Below are 15879 nucleotides of genomic sequence, written 5' to 3' on the forward strand. Positions count from 1 at the left end.
GGTCGGCGGGCAGCGCCGGGACCGGGTCGGCGGGCGGTCAGATGAAGACGGCGATCGTCATGCCGGTCACGATGATCAGCGGGATGATCGTGGTGCAGACCAGGATCCACCAGGCGATCGGGTGGCCGAAGTTCAGCACCACCCCGCCGCCCGGTTTCGGCACGAAGACCCGCTTGTCGCGCGGGTCGCGGTAGAGGCTCACAGCAGCGTCGGCAGGTGGCGTTCGACGACCGGCAGCAGGTCGTCGACCGTCACCGGTCGGCCCAGCTCCGCGCTCAGCGACGTCACGCCCGCGTCGCGGATGCCGCACGGCACGAAGCGGTCGAAGTTGCTCAGGTCGCAGTCGCCGTTGATGGCGAAGCCGTGCTGGGTGACGCCGCGGGCCACCCGGATGCCGATCGCCGCGATCTTGCGGTCGGGGCCGCGGTCGTCGGCGCGGACCCAGGCGCCGCTGCGGCCCTCGACCCGGTCGGTGGTGACGCCGAACTCGGCGCACACGTCGATGAGCAGCTGCTCGACGCGGCGGACGTAGGCCACCACGTCGATCGGGTCGGCCAGCTTGACGATCGGGTAGCCGACGAGCTGGCCCGGGCCGTGCCAGGTGATCTTGCCGCCGCGGTCGACGTCGACCACCGGGGTGCCGTCCATCGGGCGGTCCATCGGCTCGGTGCGCTTGCCGGCGGTGAAGACGCTGGGGTGCTCGAGCAGCAGGATGGTGTCCGGCTGGGTGCCGGCCACCACGGCGTCGTGCAGTCGGCGCTGGGTCTCCCAGGCCTCGCGGTAGTCGACCAGCCCGGGACGCAGCACCTGCAACGTAGAAGTCGTCACGCGGCCAAGCCTAGTCCGTCAGTTTCCGCGGGCCACCGGGTCGATGCCCGGCCGGATGCGCCACAGCAGGACGCCGCCGACGCGTTCCGGCTCACCGAGCAGGTCGATGGCCGTCATCTCCAGCGCGGCCCGGAACACCGGTCCCTGCGAGCCCGTCACCTGCGGCGCCAGGAACACTGCCTCGACCTTCCAGTAGGCCAGGTCGCTGCGGGTCTGCTCGCGGTCGTAGTCGCCGATCGGGACGATCTCGCCGTACAGGGCGGCGCGCAGGAACTTCCAGTCGGTCTGCCGGGGGCTGGCGCCGATCTGCCCGACGCCCTCCGGGCCGCCGGGGCCGAGGAAATAGCCGTCCGGCATCCGGAACTGCTTGCCGCCGCGGGCCATCGTGTACGCCTGCCAGCGCTGCCCGTCCGCGGTGTCGGTGGTCGCGAACGGCAGCGCGGTCAGCACCCCGCCGTCGCTCACGTACTGCTTCCAGAGTCCGTCGGCGATGAACGCGGGCTCGGGTGCGCGGTCGCCGGTCAGCACCGGCATCGGGAACAGCGGCACGAGCGCGACGGCGAAGGCGGCCGCCCACTGGGTGTGCTCGCGTACCGACGGCATCGGCTCGGTCAGCAGGCGGTCCGCGGTCAGCGCCAGCAGGACGCCGATCACGCAGGCCACCACCAGGGCGAAGCGGCCGGGCAGGGCGGAGTCGAAGAGCGGCAGGTCGATCAGGGCCGCGTACGGCAGCTTGATCTCGGTGGGGTCCTTGAAGAACTTGAGCTGTGGCCCCAGGGACAGCAGCAGGAAGACGGCACCCACCGCATAGAGCCCGATGAGGGTCTCGAACCGGCCGGGACGCGCGTGCCGCCGCAGCGTCACCAGGCACGCCACGGCCAGCACCATCAGCGGCAGGCCGAAGAACGACGTCTCCTCGGTCGGGTTCGGTGCCAGGTCACTGCCGAGCCCCAGCCAGCCGGCCAGCGAGCGGGTCGGGTAGCCCAGGTACGCCCCGATGTCCTCGGCGTAGTGGGCCTGGTTGAAACCGGTGCCCTTGAAGGTCTGCGGCCCGGCGAAGTGCATGTAGAGCGGGTACGCCAGCAGGATCCCGGCGACGACGGCCGTCACGCCCAGCCCGGCGAGCACGGTCGGCAGCGCGGCGCGGGCCGCGGCCCGGCAGTGCGGCATCAGCGACCGCGTCACCAGGAACACCCCGGTGGCGAGCGCGGTGAAGAACAAGCCCTCGGCAGCGATGGAGAAGCCGATCGCCACCAGTACGCCGAGGATCAGGCCGTGGCGCAGCCAGCGGCGCGGCTCGGGCAGCTTGAGCACCCACCACAGCACCAGCGGCGGGATCCAGCCGGCGGTCCAGTTGAGGTGGCCGTTGGCGTGCGAGATGAAGCCGGGCGCGAAGCCGCAGAACAATCCGCCGAGGGCCGCGGCGGCTGCCCGGTGCACCAGATAGCGGCGCAGGAACAGATACCAGGTGAAGGCGGCGGCGGCGAGGTTCAGGGTGAGGATCGTCGTGAAGCTGATCTCGGGACCGGCCAGGATGGTCAGCGGCGAGAACAGCACGATGTAGACGGTGATGGAGGTGTTGGCGGCCAGGTTCACCCCGACCGGGGTGTTCATCAGGTCGGTGAAGAACGGATCGGCGCCGTGGCCCAGGATGTAGACGCCGTAGCCCAGCAACCACTCGAAGAACGCCTGGTCACCCGCGTTCTTGGCGAGGACGTGCCCGGCCGGGTCCCGCCACAGCCCGTTGGTCACCCAGACGGCGAGCGCCAGCGCGACCACGGCGACGATCAGATGCGGGCGCCAGGAACGGCCGCCTCGGCGGGTCGGGGACTCGACCGGCGGATCGGCGGACTCGGACGGGGCTGCGGCGACGACGGACACCAGGCGCAGGTTAGCAAGCTTCGGCGCTACGGCCGGCCCGCCGTACTCGATTGCTGATCCACTGCCGCCCGCAGCGCCGTCTCCAGGGTCGGCTGGGTGAAGGTGAAGCCGGCCTTCTGCAGCACCCCCGGCAGCACCCGCTGACTGCGCAGCGCCTCGTGGGCGAACTCGCCCAGGGCGACCTGCAGGGCGATCCCCGGCACCTGCAGCACCGCGGGCCGGTGCAGCACCTTGGCGAGGACCTGGGTAAACGTGGCGTTGGTGACCGGCTCCGGGCCGACCAGGTTGACCGGGCCGGCCAGATCGTCGCGCTCCAGCAGGAAGCCGACGGCGCCGAGCCAGTCGGCCAGACCGATCCAGGGGACCCACTGCTTGCCGCCGCCGAGCTTGGCGCCGGCGCCCATCCGGAACGGCAACATCTGTGGCTTCAGCAGTCCGCCGTTCTCATCCAGTGGGAGCCCGGTGCGCAGCAGGGCCACCCGGGTGCCGGCGTCCTCGGCGGGACGGGCCGCGGCCTCCCAGACCCGGCACACGTCGGCCAGGAAACCGGTGCCCGCCGGGGCCTCCTCGGTGACCGGGCGGTCGCCGGTGTCGCCGTACCAGCCGACGGCGGACGACTGGAGCAGCACGCGGGGGCGGTCGGCGGCCGGCAGGTTCTTGATCGCGTGGGCGATCGTGCCGGCCGTGTCCACCCGGCTGCTGCGGATCAGGCTCTTGTACCGGGCGTTCCAGCGCTTGTCGCCGACGCCGGCGCCGGCCAGGTTGATCACCGCGTCGGCGCTCGCGACCACGGCCTGGTCGAGCTGGCCGGAGGACGGCTTCCAGGTGGCCTCGTCGGCGGCCTGGGCGGGGTGCCGGACGAGCCGGGTGATGTCGTGACCGGCGGCGCGCAGCCGCTCGGCGAGCCGGGTGCCGAGGAAACCGGACGCGCCGGCCAGGAGAATCCGCATATCTCCATCATTCCCGAAGTTGAACCCGCTCAAAACAAAGAAGGGGCGCCGAAGCGCCCCTTCCTCATGTTCTGTCCCGCGTCAGGCGCTGAGCCCCAGGTCGCCCTCGAACTGACCGGCCTCGAGGCGCTCCTTCATCGTCACCAGGAAGCGGGCGGCGTCCGCGCCGTCCACGATCCGGTGGTCGTAGCTGAGCGCCAGGTAGATCATCGAGCGCGGCACGATCAGCTCACCGAGGTTCGGGTCGTCGACGACCACGGCGCGCTTGACGACCGCGCCGGTGCCGAGGATGCCGACCTGCGGCTGGTTGATGATCGGCGTGTCGAAGAGCGCACCGCGGCTGCCCGTGTTGGTCAGCGTGAAGGTGCCGCCGGAGAGCTCGTCCGGGCTGATCTTGTTGTTGCGGGTGCGCTCGGCCACGTCGGCGATCCGCTTGGCCAGGCCGGCCAGGTTGAGGTCGCCGGCGTCGCGGATCACCGGGACGATCAGGCCCTTCGGGGTGTCCACCGCGATGCCGAGGTGCTCGCCGTCGTGGTAGGTGACCGTGCCGGCCTCCTGGTCGATGGACGAGTTGACCACCGGGTGCTGACGCAGCGCCTCGACCGCGGCCAGCGCCAGGAACGGCAGGAAGGTGAGCTTCGCGCCGTTCTTGGCCAGGAAGTCGGCCTTCGCCTTGTTCCGCAGGTTGGCGATCTTGGTGACGTCGACCTCGACGACCGTGGTGAGCTGCGCCGAGATCTGCAGCGACTCGACCATGCGGCGGGCGATCGTCGCGCGGGTGCGGGTCAGCTTCTCGGTGCGGCCGCGCAGCGGGCTCGGCGCGGGCTTCGCGGCGGCCGGAGCCGCGGCGGGTGCAGCCGCGGGCTTCGGCTTGGCGGCCTCGGCCTTCGCGGCCGCAGCTTTGTCGGCCGCCTCGATGACGTCCTGCTTGCGGATCCGGCCGCCGACGCCGGTGCCGGTGATCGACGACAGGTCGACCCCCTTCTCGGCGGCGAGCTTGCGGACCAGCGGGGTCACGTAACCGGCGTCGCCGGCCCCGTTGGCCTTGACCGTCTCGGCGGCCGGGGCGCTGGACTGCGCGGGCGCGGGCGGCGCGGGCTGGCCGGCCTCGACCTCGGGCGACGGGTCGGCGTAGGACTCGCCGACCTGCTCCGGGGCGGGCTTCGACTCGACCAGCGGCGCGGACTGCTGCTGCGGTGCGGGCTTCGGGGCCTCGGCCTTCGGAGCCTCAGCCTTGGGGGCCTCCGCCTTGGGAGCCTCAGCCTTGGGCGCTTCGGCCTTGGGCGCTTCGGTCTGCTGTGGTGCCGGCGCGGACGGTGCCGGGGCCGCGGCGGGTGCGTCGCCCGGGGTGCCGATGATGGCCAGCTCGGCGCCGACGTCGGCGGTCTCGTCCTCGGGGACCTTGATCTCCAGGACCGTGCCGGCCACCGGCGACGGGATCTCCGTGTCGACCTTGTCGGTGGAGACCTCGAGCAGCGGCTCGTCGACCTCGATGGTGTCGCCGACCTGCTTGAGCCAGCGGGTGACCGTGCCCTCGGTGACGCTCTCGCCCAGGGCGGGCATCTTGACGGCCGTGCCCTCGGAGCCACCGGCGGGGGCGGCGGTCTGCGGCGCGGGGGCCTCCTCCTCGACCGGCTTCTCGGTCGAGGGGGTGTCGAGCGCGGCGGGCTCGGGCTCCGGCTCGTCCTCGGTCTCGGGCTCAGCCTCGGGCTCGGCCTGCTGGGCGTCCTCGGCCGGGGCCGGGGCGGACGAGCCCGCGTCCTCACCGTCACCCGCGATGATCGCGAGCTCGCTGCCGACGTCGGCCGTCTCGTCCTCGCCGACGACGATGCGCGAGAGCACCCCGGCGGCCGGCGACGGGATCTCGGTGTCGACCTTGTCGGTGGAGACCTCGAGCAGCGGCTCGTCGGCCTCGACCCGCTCGCCCTCCTGCTTGAGCCAGCGCGTGACGGTGCCCTCGGTGACGCTCTCACCCAGCCGGGGCATGGTGACCGATACCGGCATCTCTCAGTACTCCTTAACCGCTTTGTTGGACCGAGTCGAATCAGCTGTGTGCGTGCAGGGGCTTGCCCGCGAGTGCGAGGAACGCCTCGCCGAGCGCCTCGTTCTGCGTCGGGTGGGCGTGCACGAGCTGGGCGACCTCTTCCGGGAAAGCTTCCCAGTTGTAGATCAGCTGCGCCTCCCCGACGAGCTCGCCCATGCGTGCGCCGACCATGTGCACGCCGACGACCGGGCCGTCGTTGACCCGGACCAGCTTCACGAAGCCCTGCGTCTTGAGGATCTGGCTCTTGCCGTTGCCGCCGAGGTTGTAGTTGTAGGTCGAGACCTTGTCGGCGCCGTACTGCTCCTTGGCGCGCGTCTCGGTCAGGCCGACGGAGGCGATCTCGGGGTCGGAGTAGGTGACCCGGGGGATGCCGTTCTCGTCGATGACCGCCGGGTTCCTGCCGGCGATCTCCTCGGCGACGAAGATGCCCTGCTGGAAGCCGCGGTGCGCGAGCTGCAGGCCGGGCACGATGTCGCCGACCGCGTAGATGTTGCCGACGCCGGTGTGCAGCCGCTCGTTGGTGATCACGAAACCCCGGTCGAGCGTGATGCCCTGCTGCTCGTACCCCAGGTCCTTGGTCGTCGGGCCGCGGCCGACCGCGACCAGCAGGATCTCGGCCTCGACCGTCTCGCCGCCGGCCAGGTACGCCTTGACGCCGTTCTCGGTGTGCTCGACCTTCTCGAACGGCTTGCCGACCTTGAAGTTGATCTTGCGCTTGCGGAACGCCCGCTCGACCGCCTTGGAGATCTCCTCGTCCTCGGCGGCGACCAGCCGGGGCAGCGCCTCCAGGATGGTCACGTCGGCGCCGAAGGACTTCCAGACGCTGGCGAACTCGACGCCGATGACGCCGCCGCCCAGCACAATCGCGGAACTCGGCACGCGGTCCAGGCGCAGGGCGTGCTCGCTGGTCAGCACCCGCTGGCCGTCGACCTCGAGGCCGGGCAGCGAGCGCGAGTACGAGCCGGTGGCGAGGATGACGTTGCGGCCGGTGTAGCGCTGCCCGTCCACCTCGACGGTGTCCTGCGACACGAGCTTGCCGGCGCCCTGGACCACGGTGATGTTCGGCTGCTTGAGCAGACCCTGCAGGCCCTTGTAGAGCCGGCCGACCACGCCGTCCTTGTACGCGTTCACGCCGGCCATGTCGATGCCGACCAGGTCGGCCTTGATGCCGAACTGCTCGCTCTCGCGGGTCTGGTCGGCCAGCTCGGCCGCGTGCAGCAGCGCCTTGGTCGGGATGCAGCCGCGGTGCAGGCAGGTGCCGCCCAGCTCGGCCTTGTCGATCAGTGCCACCGACAGGTTCAGCTCGGCCGCGCGCAGGGCGGCGGCGTAACCGCCGCTGCCGGCACCGAGGATCACGATGTCGAAGGTTCCGCCAGGCTGGCTCACGTCTACTCCCAGATCGCGTTCGTCTCCCCATGGGTCACATGGTGGAAACGGTCACAGCTGTCCTGGCCATCTTGTCACTTCCCGCAACGATCGATGTAGTCAGGTGCCCAAGGACACCGGGCGAGGACGTACCCTGACCGCAGTCGAACGTGAGGAGCGTGGCGTGGCGTGGTTCCGGCGGCGGAAAGAGCCGTCCCGCGGGGTGGGCCGGACAGCCGATCGTGCCGATTTCGAGCACCTCGCGGAGTTCGTCCGGTCCCGGCGGGGTGTGGAGGGTTTCATCGAGCCGCGGACGACGGTGACCGAGACCACGCTGCTGCTGGTCGCGCACGACGGTGAGTGGACCCGCCGGCGCGTCGACTCCCCGGAGGGCGCCCGGCGCTTCGCCCACCAGCTGGCGATGCCGATCTACGACATCCGGCTGATGGGCTATCCGCAGCGGATGCGCGACTACAACGAGCGCCAGAAGCGCCGCCCGGCCTCCTAGACCGGACGGCGCCCCTTAGCTCAGCCGTTGGCGGCCACGTCGTCGACGAGCGCCAGCAGCGTGCGCACCGGCACGCCGGTGCCGCCCTTGGTCCAGTAACCGTTCGGCTCGCCCGTGTGGTATGACGGCCCGGCGATGTCGATGTGCGCCCACTCGACCCCGTCGGCGACGAACTCGCGCAGGAAGACACCGCCCTGCAGCATGTGCCCGGCCCGGTCCATGCTCGCGTTGACCTGGCTGATGTCGGCGATCTCCGACTCCATGCCCTTGCGCACGTCGTCCGGCAGCGGCATCGGCCAGGCCGGCTCCCCGACGGCGTCCCCGGCCGCCTTGACCCGCTCGCAGGTCTCCGGCGAGCCCATCACACCGGCGATCCGCTTGCCCAGCGCGACCACCTGACCGCCGGTCAGCGTCGAGGTCTCGAAGACGTAGTCGGTGCCGTCGGCGCAGGCCCGGGCGATCGCGTCGGCCAGCACCATCCGGCCCTCGGCGTCGGTGTTGAGCACCTCGACCCGCTTGCCGCTGAACATGGTGATGACGTCGCCCGGCCGGTACGCCGTACCGGAAGGCATGTTCTCGGCCATGGCCAGGTAGCCGGTGACCGCGACGGCCGGCTTGAGCGCGGCGACGGCCAGCAGGGCCGCGCCGACCGCGGCGGCGCCGGCCATGTCCGACTTCATCTCCCACATGCCGGCGGTCGGCTTGATGCTGATGCCGCCGGTGTCGAAGGTGATGCCCTTGCCGACCAGCGCGACCCGCTTCGGGTCGGTCACGCCCTCAGGCGTGTAGCTGAGCTTGACCAACCGCGGCGGCGCCTCGGAGCCCTGGCCGACGGCGACGATGCCGCCGTAGCCACCGGCCTTGAGGGCGTCGAAGTCGAGCACCTCCACCTCGAGGCCGGTGCCCTCGGCCGCGGCGACCACGGCGTCGGCGAACTGCGGCGGGCGCAGCTCGTTGGGCGCGGTGTTGACCCAGTCGCGGGTCAGCCGGACGACCTTCGAGACCACCTCGGCCCGGGTCACCTCGGCCGCGGCCGCCGCGTCGGCGGCATCCGGCACGGTGACCTGCAGGGCCTTGACCGGGTCGCGGCGGGTCGGCTGCGGCTTGGTCTTGTAACCGGCGAACCGGTACGACCCGAGCAGCGCACCCTCGAGGATCGCCCGCAGCACCCCGGGCGCGTCGGTGTCGTCGGGCACCGGCAGCGCCAGCGCGACCGTCGCACTGCCGGCGAGCGCGCGCACCGCGGCACCCGTGCCCCGGCGCAGCGTCTCGGTGGCGGGCGCGGAGCCGGACGGCTCGTCACCCAGGCCGACGGCGACCACCAGCGGCGCGGCGATGGTGCCCAGCGTGGCCAGCTTGGTCACCTCGCCGGGGGCGCCGGTGGCGCCCAGCAGGGCCAGGGTCGAGGTCAGCTTGCCGTCGAACGCGGCGGCGATGCTCTCCGCGCCGGCCGCCGGCAGCAGCGCGCCACCCTCGTCGGGCTGACTGTGCAGCCCGATGACGATCGCATCGACGGCCAGTTCGGCGGGGTCGCTGTCGACCAGGGTGAGAGAGGGGGCGGGGTGGGTCACTCGGGCGCTCCGCGACGATGAGGGGCCGGAGCTCCCTCGTGGGCCGCCCCGGCGGTGTGGTCACCCCGGCGCGGGTCGCGCCGATCGGTGATGGTGTCCCGCCGATGCTAACCACATGCGAGGTCACCGGTAAGTTGCCACTCATGTCGACCGAGGCCGCAGCCCTGCTCCGTTCGCCTTTGCACGAGCGCCACGTCGCGCTCGGAGCCAAGTTCGCCGCCTTCGGCGGCTGGGAGATGCCGCTGGAGTACGCCGGTGGCGGCGTCCTGCGCGAGCACACCTCCGTCCGGGAAGCCGTCGGCGTGTTCGACGTGTCGCACCTGGGCAAGGCCCGGGTCACCGGACCCGGCGCGGCGGACTTCGTCAACTCCTGCCTCAGCAACGACCTGGGCCGCATCGCGCCGGGCAAGGCGCAATACACCCTGTGCTGCGACGACGCCACCGGCGGCGTGGTGGACGACCTGATCGCGTACCTGATCGGCCCGGACGAGGTCTTCCTGATCCCGAACGCGGCGAACACGGCCGAGGTGGTCCGCCGGCTCGCCGCCGCGGCGCCCGAGGGCATCACGGTCACCGACGAGCACCGCAGCTACGCGGTCCTCGCCGTGCAGGGCCCGCACTCCGCCGAGACGGTCACCAAGCTGGGCCTGCCGACCGGCCACGAGTACATGTCGTTCAACCCGGCCCGGATCGACGGCGTCGACCTGATCGTCTGCCGCACCGGCTACACCGGCGAGCAGGGCTACGAGCTGGTCGTACCGTGGGACGACGCGGTCACCGTGTGGGACGCGCTGGTCGAGGCGGGCGTCCGCCCGTGCGGGCTCGGCGCCCGCGACACGCTGCGCACCGAGATGGGCTACCCCCTGCACGGCCAGGAGCTGTCGCTGGAGATCACCCCGGTGCAGGCCCGCTCCGGCTGGGCGGTCGGCTGGTCCAAGCCCGCGTTCTGGGGCCGCGACGCGCTGCTCGCCGAGAAGACAGCAGGACCCCGCCGGCTGCTGCGCGGCCTGGAACTGACCGGCCGCGGCATCCCGCGGGGTCACATGCAGGTGTACGCGGGGGACGCGCTCGTGGGCGAGGTCACCAGCGGCACGTTCTCGCCGACGAAGAAGATCGGCATCGCGCTGGCCCTGCTCGACACGGCCGCCGGGCTGGCCGAGGGCGACCTGGTCCAGATCGACATCCGGGGCCGCCGGACCGAGGCGAAGATCGTGAAGCCGCCGTTCGTGCAGCCCTCGGTGCGGTGAGCGTCACCTACGACCAGGTGCGCGAATGGGTCCTGGCCCTGCCCGGGTGCGCCGAGGTCTTCGTCGAGAACTGGGGCCACAACACCCTGCGGTACGGCGACAAGATGTTCGCCTCGGGCGGCGGCGAGAGCGGCACCATCTCGGTCAAGGCGTCCCGGGAGGACCAGGCCGAGCTGATCGCCGCGGCCCCGCACATCTACGCTCCGGCGCCGTACGTGGGCCGCTTCGGCTGGGTCACGGTGGTGCTGGCCGAGGCCGACTCGGACGAGTTGCGGCAGGTCGTGACGGAGGCGTGGCGGCGGACCGCACCGAAGAAGGTCGTCAAGGCGTACGACTCAGCGCACGGCTAGACCGATCAGCGTCAGCGTGGTGGTCACCTCGACGGCCGCGCCGATGACGTCACCGGTGATGCCGCCGAACCGGCGTACCGCATGGCGCAGCAGCAGGACCGCCCCCAGCAGCGCGCCGGCGACGGCAGCCGGACCCTGCCACGGACGGCCCGGCACCGCCCAGACGGCCCCGGCCGCGACGACGGCCGCGGCCAGGATCACGACCGGCACCGGTACGGTCGCAGCGACCAGCGCGCCCAGCCCGTCGGGCCGGGCCGAGGGCACGCCGCGACGGCAGGCCACGGTGACGCCGAGGCGGCCGGCTGCCCAGGCCGCGACGATCGCCCACGGTGTCAGCTCGGTCAGGGCGGCGGCCTGGATCAGCAGGGTCAGCGCGATGGCCGCGACGCCGAACGGGCCGATGTCGGACTTCTTCATGATCGCGAGAGCGGCGTCTCCACGGCGGTAGGAGCCGAGGGCGTCGGCGGTGTCGGCCAGGCCGTCCAGGTGCAGGCCGCGGGTGAGCAGCGCGCTCGCGGCCACGGTGACCGTGGCGGCCAGGAGGTCCTCGCCCAGTAGGACGAAGAGGGCGGCCAGGAGTGTTCCGAGCAGGGCGCCGATCAGCGGGGCGGCGCTCATTGCGACGGCGGCGGTGCGGCGGTCGATGCGGCCGGTGCGGACGGGCAGGACCGTGAGGGTGGTCAGCGCCAGACGCAGTCCGTCGACCACTGGCAGCCGAGCTTTGGGCGGCTCGGCGTCTTCCGGCTGGTTTTCGGCGGGCCGGGGCTTGTCAGGCACTGGCCGGGCCGGGGCCGTGCGGCTCCGGCTCGGCGAAGTCCTGCTCGTCGTCGTCCGGCCCGTCCTCGTCCGCGGTCAGGCCGGCGTCGCCGTGTCCCGCCAACAGGGCCGGGTGCACCGGCAGCGCGCCCGCCAGAGCGATCGTCGAGCGCAGCAGCGGCAGCACTGTCAGAGCGTTCGCGCCCTCGCCGAGGTCCAGGCCGAGCTGCACGACCGGGGTCAGCCCGAGCACGTCGGCGCCCTGCCGGACCAGCGCGTGGGTGCCCGCGTCGGGCAGCAGGCACCAGTGCCGGGCCTGGCTGGCCAGGTCGCGGGCCACCAGCCCGGCCGCGATGCCCAGCGGCCCGTCCAGCAGCACCGGCATCCGCCGGGCGGCCGCGCCGAGCAGTGCGCCGGTCGCGATGGCCAGGTCGGCGCCGCCGAGCTGGGCCAGGATGTCCTTGGCGCCGCGCGGCTCCTGCCGGATGCGGTGCATCGCGTCGCGGACGGCCGCGCAGCGGACCATCCAGGCCGCGTCGTCGTAGAAGCCGCCGGGCACCAGCACCCGCGGCAGGATCGCCACCGGTTCGGCGCCGGTGGTCGCGGCCAGCACGGCCGTCGCCGCGGCCTCCGTGCCCACCCCGCAGGAGGCCAGGATCACGGCTTCCCGGCCCGCTTCGCCGGCCGCGTCGGCCAGCGCCCAGCCCTGCCGCAGCGCCGCGTCGACCGCCTCGGCGTCCATCACCGGGCCGTCCTCCATGGCACCCGACGGGGGTGTGCGGACCACCACGATGTCGGCGTCCGCGGTCGCCGCCAGGCGGGCGAGCGCACCCTCGCCGGCTTCGGCCTCGTCGGCCCGGCGGGTGGCGTCCTGCTCGTCGCCGCCGGCCGCCGCACCGCCGCCGTGCCGGCCGTCGATCAGCAGGACCCGGACCTGGCCCCAGGCGCGCGGGGTCGCGGTGCTCTGGGTGGCGGCCGCGAACTCGACGGCTTCGAGCAGCGTGCCGATGCCCGCCCCGGGCAGGTCGACGCCGGCGAGCCGGTCGCGGGCGTCCGGGCCGGCGTCGCTGTCCGGCAGCGGCAGGTCCATGCCCGCCTCGATGACCGCGCCGCTGGCGACCAGCGGCAGCACCATGGTCGGGGCGTGCAGGGCGCCTTCACCGGCGTTCGCGGTGCGGGCCCGGTGCGCCGCGACGGCCTCCTCGGCCGACAGCGGCTCGGTGCCGACCCCGGACGCGCCGGCGTCGGTGGTCCCGGAAGCGGCGGCGGCGGTCCCGGACGGGCTGGCGGGGGCGGTCCCGGACGCGCCGGCAGCGGCGGTCCCGGACGTGTCGGTGGAGGCGGTCCCCGGCGCGGCGCTGGGCGTGTCGGCAGCGGTGGTGCCGGGAGCAACGACGGAGGCCGTCCCGGGCGCGGTAGCGGCAGCGGGGGCGGTTCCGGGAGCACCGGCGGAGGCCGTCCCGGGCGCGGCAGCGGTGCCGGGCGCGCCGGCGGGCGTAATCACGGGCGTTCCGGCGGGAGGCGTCGCCGCCGTCATCGCGTCGTGCATGGCGACCTCGTCGACGCCCAGCGCCGCCCCGCGGGTCTCCGCGTTCTCGGCCTGCAGGTCGGTGACGATCGCGGGCACGTCCGGCCCGGTCTTGAGCCAGGTCGGCCGCCCGGCCACCACGAACGCGACCCGGTCACAGGCCCCGGCCAGCGCCTGGTTCGCGGTGCCCAACGCGTCCGCGAACGCCCGGCCGACCGGCGTGGCCGGCACCAACGACAGCCCCACCTCGGGGCTGACCAGCACCAGCCGGGCGGCGCACGAGCGCACCGCCTCCGCCAGGGCCGTCACGGTCGCCAGGTCGTCGTTGGGCTGCTGGGCCGGGTCGAGCAGCGCCGCCACCCAGCCGCCCAGGTCGTCCACGAGCAGTGTGTCGTCCGGCTTGGCCTCGGTGAGCAGGGCCGCCAGCCGGGACGGGTCCGCGCCGGTCTCCTCGGTGGTCCAGGACTGCGGGCGGCGGCGCTGGTGGGTCTCGATCCGGGCGCGCCACTCGGGGTCGTCCTCGCCGCCGACCGCCGTGGCGACATAGCGGACCGATGCGGCGCCGGCGACCAGCGCCTCGGCGAACGCGGACTTGCCGGACCGGATCCCACCGAGCACCAGGACCGAACTCCACCCGTCAGCAGACATGCCCCGTACTTTAGGGCCGTCCGCCGCGATCATGCGGGGCGACCCGGCTTCGATGGGCCCGGGCGTACCGGGCGTACCGGCGCGCACACCGTAGGGTGGGAACAGGACCACAGATCGACACCTGAGGGAGGCGGCGGAATGCCGTGGAGTTGGCGGTACGAGGGCGTCGACGGACAGCCGGTGGCCGGCCCGACCGAGACGTTCAGCAGCCAGGCCGACGCCGAGTCGTGGATCGGCCAGGCGTGGCGTGAGCTGGCGGCCGCCGGGGTCACCCAGGTCACCCTGGTCGAGGACGACCGGGTGGACTACAAGATGAGTCTGTTGCCGGCCGAGTGAGTTACCAGGTCTCGCGCGGCGCCCCGAAGAGCGCCTTCGTTCCCAGCCCGGTCTTCGTCGGGATCCTGGCGGTCACGGCGGTGGCCGGCTGGATGGCGTGGACCGGCTACGGCAACGTCCGGGTCGACGTCTTCCTGCTGATCGTGTCCGGCTGGGTGCTCTCGCTCTGCCTGCACGAGTACGCACACGCGATCGTCGCGTACTTCGCCGGTGACCGGGGCGTCGCCGACCGGGGCTACCTGCGGCTGAACCCGTTGAAGTACACGCACCCGGTGCTGTCCATCGTGCTGCCGCTGGTCGCGGTGGTGCTCGGCGGCATCGGCCTGCCCGGCGGCGCGGTGTGGGTGGACCACGCGCACATCCGCAGCAAGGTCAAGGAGTCGCTGATCAGCGCGGCCGGCCCGGCCACCAACGTGGTGTTCGCGCTGGTCCTGGCCGTGCCGTTCATGTTCGGTGCGGGCGACGACGTCGTGCTGCTCAGCGACGGCTCCGGCGGCTGGACCATCGGCGGCAGCCACGGTGACTTCTGGGTGGCCCTGGCCGCGCTGGCGTTCCTGCAGGTCACGGCGAGCCTGCTGAACCTGCTGCCGGTGCCCGGCCTGGACGGCGGCAACATCGTCCAGCCCTGGCTCAGCGCGCCCTACCAGCGCGCGTACAACCTCTTCGCGCCGTACGGCTTCATCTTGCTCTTTGTCCTGCTCTGGCAGTCGAAGATCAACGTCTGGTTCTTCACGCTGGTGAGCTGGCTCGCCGGGCTCATCGGGGTGCCGGACAGCATGGGCGAGATCGGCCTCGCCTACATGCGTTTCTGGCAGTCGCTCTGAGGCTCGCCCGGCGCCCCCGCACGGGGACGCCGGGCGACGCGGATCAGGGACGCTTCGCGGGGCTGACCGTCTTGGCCGGGTCCCGCTCGGTGACCGGCGAGAGCACGTCGTCGATCGCCTTCATCAGGTCGCTGTCGAGCTTCACGCCCGACGCCTTGGCGTTGTCGTAGACCTGCTCCGGCCGGGACGCGCCGATGATCGCCGCGGAAACGTTGTCGTTCTGCAGCACCCAGGCCACCGCGAGCTGCGCCAGCGACAGGCCGGCCTGCTCGGCGAGCGGCTTGAGCTGCTGCACCGCGGTCAGCACCTCGTCGCTCATCCAGCGCGAGATGAACTCGGCGCCGGACTTGTCGTCGGTGGCCCGCGAGCCCGCCGGCGGCTGCTTGCCCGGCTCGTACTTGCCGGTCAGCACGCCCTGCGCGATCGGTGAGAAGACCACCTGGCCGATGCCGAGCTCGATCGAGGTGGGCACCACCTCGGCCTCGATGACCCGCCACAGCGCGGAATACTGCGGCTGGTTCGACACCAGCTGGATCTTCAGATCCTGGGCCAGCTCCCAGCCGGCGCGGATCTCCGTCGCGGTCCACTCCGACACCCCGATGTAGAGGGCCTTGCCGGAGTGCACGATGTCGGCGAACGCCTGCATCGTCTCCTCGAGCGGCGTCGTGTAGTCGTAGCGGTGCGCCTGGTACAGGTCGACGTAGTCCACCTGGAGGCGGCGCAGCGAGCCGTTGATCGACTCCATGATGTGCTTGCGGGACAGGCTGCGGTCGTTCGGGCCAGGGCCGGTCGGCCAGTAGACCTTGGTGAAGATCTCCAGGCCCTCGCGGCGCTCACCCTTGAGCGCGCGGCCCAGCACCTCCTCCGCGCGGGTGCCGGCGTACACGTCGGCGGTGTCGAACGTGGTGATGCCCACGTCGAGGGCGGCCCGCACGCACGCGGCGGCGGCCTCCTCCTCGACCTGGGAGCCGTGGGTGATCCAGTTGCCGTACGCGATCTCGCTGATGAGTAGGCCGGAACGGCCGAGGTGACGGAACTCCATG

Annotated in this window: 15 protein-coding genes; 5 read left to right on the forward strand and 10 right to left on the reverse strand. The window is 72.6% G+C overall.

Annotated features, from left to right (window positions below):
* Nucleotides 1–37 precede the first annotated feature (37 nt).
* From ACQP2Y_RS09430 to lpdA, 6 genes are all read right to left on the reverse strand, one after another.
* Nucleotides 38–202, reverse strand: a complete 165-nt coding sequence (locus ACQP2Y_RS09430; protein WP_433726433.1) for a peptide ABC transporter substrate-binding protein — start codon at nucleotides 200–202, stop codon at nucleotides 38–40.
* The gene (gene lipB, locus ACQP2Y_RS09435; protein WP_360820457.1) at nucleotides 199–828 is read right to left on the reverse strand and encodes a lipoyl(octanoyl) transferase LipB; all 630 of its coding nucleotides are present in this window, start codon (nucleotides 826–828) and stop codon (nucleotides 199–201) included. The genes ACQP2Y_RS09430 and lipB overlap by 4 nt, the downstream gene beginning before the upstream one ends.
* Before the next feature lie 18 nt (nucleotides 829–846).
* Nucleotides 847–2709, reverse strand: a complete 1863-nt coding sequence (locus ACQP2Y_RS09440; RefSeq protein WP_433726435.1) for a DUF2079 domain-containing protein — start codon at nucleotides 2707–2709, stop codon at nucleotides 847–849.
* 26 nt (nucleotides 2710–2735) lie between these two features.
* Nucleotides 2736–3659: a TIGR01777 family oxidoreductase gene (locus tag ACQP2Y_RS09445; RefSeq protein ID WP_433726437.1), complete on the reverse strand. Its 924-nt coding sequence runs from the start codon at nucleotides 3657–3659 to the stop codon at nucleotides 2736–2738.
* Nucleotides 3660–3740: 81 nt separating this feature from the next.
* Entirely contained in the window at nucleotides 3741–5663 is a 1923-nt protein-coding gene (gene sucB, locus ACQP2Y_RS09450) for a 2-oxoglutarate dehydrogenase, E2 component, dihydrolipoamide succinyltransferase (protein ID WP_433726439.1), read from the reverse strand.
* Between the two features lie 40 nt (nucleotides 5664–5703).
* On the reverse strand, nucleotides 5704–7089 hold the full coding sequence (gene lpdA, locus ACQP2Y_RS09455; RefSeq protein WP_433726441.1) for a dihydrolipoyl dehydrogenase: 1386 nt from the start codon (nucleotides 7087–7089) through the stop codon (nucleotides 5704–5706).
* 103 nt (nucleotides 7090–7192) lie between these two features.
* Here lpdA and ACQP2Y_RS09460 point away from each other — a divergent pair, with 103 nt between their 5' ends.
* Nucleotides 7193–7576, forward strand: coding sequence for a hypothetical protein (locus ACQP2Y_RS09460; protein WP_433726443.1), 384 nt, complete (start codon nucleotides 7193–7195; stop codon nucleotides 7574–7576).
* 20 nt (nucleotides 7577–7596) lie between these two features.
* Here the strand turns inward: ACQP2Y_RS09460 and ACQP2Y_RS09465 are convergent, their stop codons facing one another.
* Nucleotides 7597–9147 (reverse strand): leucyl aminopeptidase, encoded by a 1551-nt coding sequence (locus tag ACQP2Y_RS09465; protein ID WP_433726445.1) that lies wholly within the window; start codon nucleotides 9145–9147, stop codon nucleotides 7597–7599.
* A 143-nt stretch (nucleotides 9148–9290) separates the two neighbouring features.
* Here ACQP2Y_RS09465 and gcvT point away from each other — a divergent pair, with 143 nt between their 5' ends.
* Both gcvT and ACQP2Y_RS09475 read left to right on the forward strand, forming a co-directional pair.
* Entirely contained in the window at nucleotides 9291–10394 is a 1104-nt protein-coding gene (gene gcvT / locus ACQP2Y_RS09470) for a glycine cleavage system aminomethyltransferase GcvT (protein ID WP_433726447.1), read from the forward strand.
* Nucleotides 10391–10744: an MmcQ/YjbR family DNA-binding protein gene (locus tag ACQP2Y_RS09475; RefSeq protein WP_433726449.1), complete on the forward strand. Its 354-nt coding sequence runs from the start codon at nucleotides 10391–10393 to the stop codon at nucleotides 10742–10744. The genes gcvT and ACQP2Y_RS09475 overlap by 4 nt, the downstream gene beginning before the upstream one ends.
* Here the strand turns inward: ACQP2Y_RS09475 and cobS are convergent.
* Nucleotides 10730–11452 carry an adenosylcobinamide-GDP ribazoletransferase gene (gene cobS / locus ACQP2Y_RS09480; protein WP_433726451.1) on the reverse strand — a complete coding sequence of 241 codons (723 nt, stop codon included), beginning with the start codon at nucleotides 11450–11452 and terminating at the stop codon, nucleotides 10730–10732. The two genes, ACQP2Y_RS09475 and cobS, sit on opposite strands and share 15 nt — an antisense overlap.
* 61 nt (nucleotides 11453–11513) lie before the next feature.
* Nucleotides 11514–13676, reverse strand: coding sequence for a bifunctional adenosylcobinamide kinase/adenosylcobinamide-phosphate guanylyltransferase (locus tag ACQP2Y_RS09485; protein WP_433726453.1), 2163 nt, complete (start codon nucleotides 13674–13676; stop codon nucleotides 11514–11516).
* A 138-nt stretch (nucleotides 13677–13814) separates the two neighbouring features.
* On the opposite strand from ACQP2Y_RS09485, the gene ACQP2Y_RS09490 reads away from it, so the two are divergent.
* The gene (locus tag ACQP2Y_RS09490) at nucleotides 13815–14012 is read left to right on the forward strand and encodes a hypothetical protein (RefSeq protein WP_023359740.1); all 198 of its coding nucleotides are present in this window, start codon (nucleotides 13815–13817) and stop codon (nucleotides 14010–14012) included.
* Nucleotides 14009–14836 (forward strand): site-2 protease family protein, encoded by an 828-nt coding sequence (locus ACQP2Y_RS09495; protein WP_433726455.1) that lies wholly within the window; start codon nucleotides 14009–14011, stop codon nucleotides 14834–14836. Before ACQP2Y_RS09490 ends, ACQP2Y_RS09495 begins: the two co-directional genes overlap by 4 nt.
* A 43-nt stretch (nucleotides 14837–14879) precedes the next feature.
* Here ACQP2Y_RS09495 and ACQP2Y_RS09500 read toward each other — a convergent pair whose 3' ends face one another.
* Nucleotides 14880–15878, reverse strand: coding sequence for an aldo/keto reductase family protein (locus tag ACQP2Y_RS09500; protein WP_360826349.1), 999 nt, complete (start codon nucleotides 15876–15878; stop codon nucleotides 14880–14882).
* Nucleotide 15879: the final 1 nt, after the last annotated feature.

The organism is Actinoplanes sp. CA-051413 (genome assembly GCF_050955795.1).
GTDB lineage: Bacteria > Actinomycetota > Actinomycetes > Mycobacteriales > Micromonosporaceae > Actinoplanes.

Coding starts and splice junctions, on each gene's coding strand:
- gcvT (WP_433726447.1), top strand. CDS start 9,291: ATGTCGACCGAGGCCGCAGCCCTGCTCCGTTCGCCTTTGCACGAGCGC.
- ACQP2Y_RS09445 (WP_433726437.1), bottom strand. CDS start 3,659: ATGCGGATTCTCCTGGCCGGCGCGTCCGGTTTCCTCGGCACCCGGCTC.
- ACQP2Y_RS09490 (WP_023359740.1), top strand. CDS start 13,815: ATGCCGTGGAGTTGGCGGTACGAGGGCGTCGACGGACAGCCGGTGGCC.
- sucB (WP_433726439.1), bottom strand. CDS start 5,663: ATGCCGGTATCGGTCACCATGCCCCGGCTGGGTGAGAGCGTCACCGAG.
- ACQP2Y_RS09485 (WP_433726453.1), bottom strand. CDS start 13,676: ATGTCTGCTGACGGGTGGAGTTCGGTCCTGGTGCTCGGTGGGATCCGG.
- ACQP2Y_RS09500 (WP_360826349.1), bottom strand. CDS start 15,878: ATGGAGTTCCGTCACCTCGGCCGTTCCGGCCTACTCATCAGCGAGATC.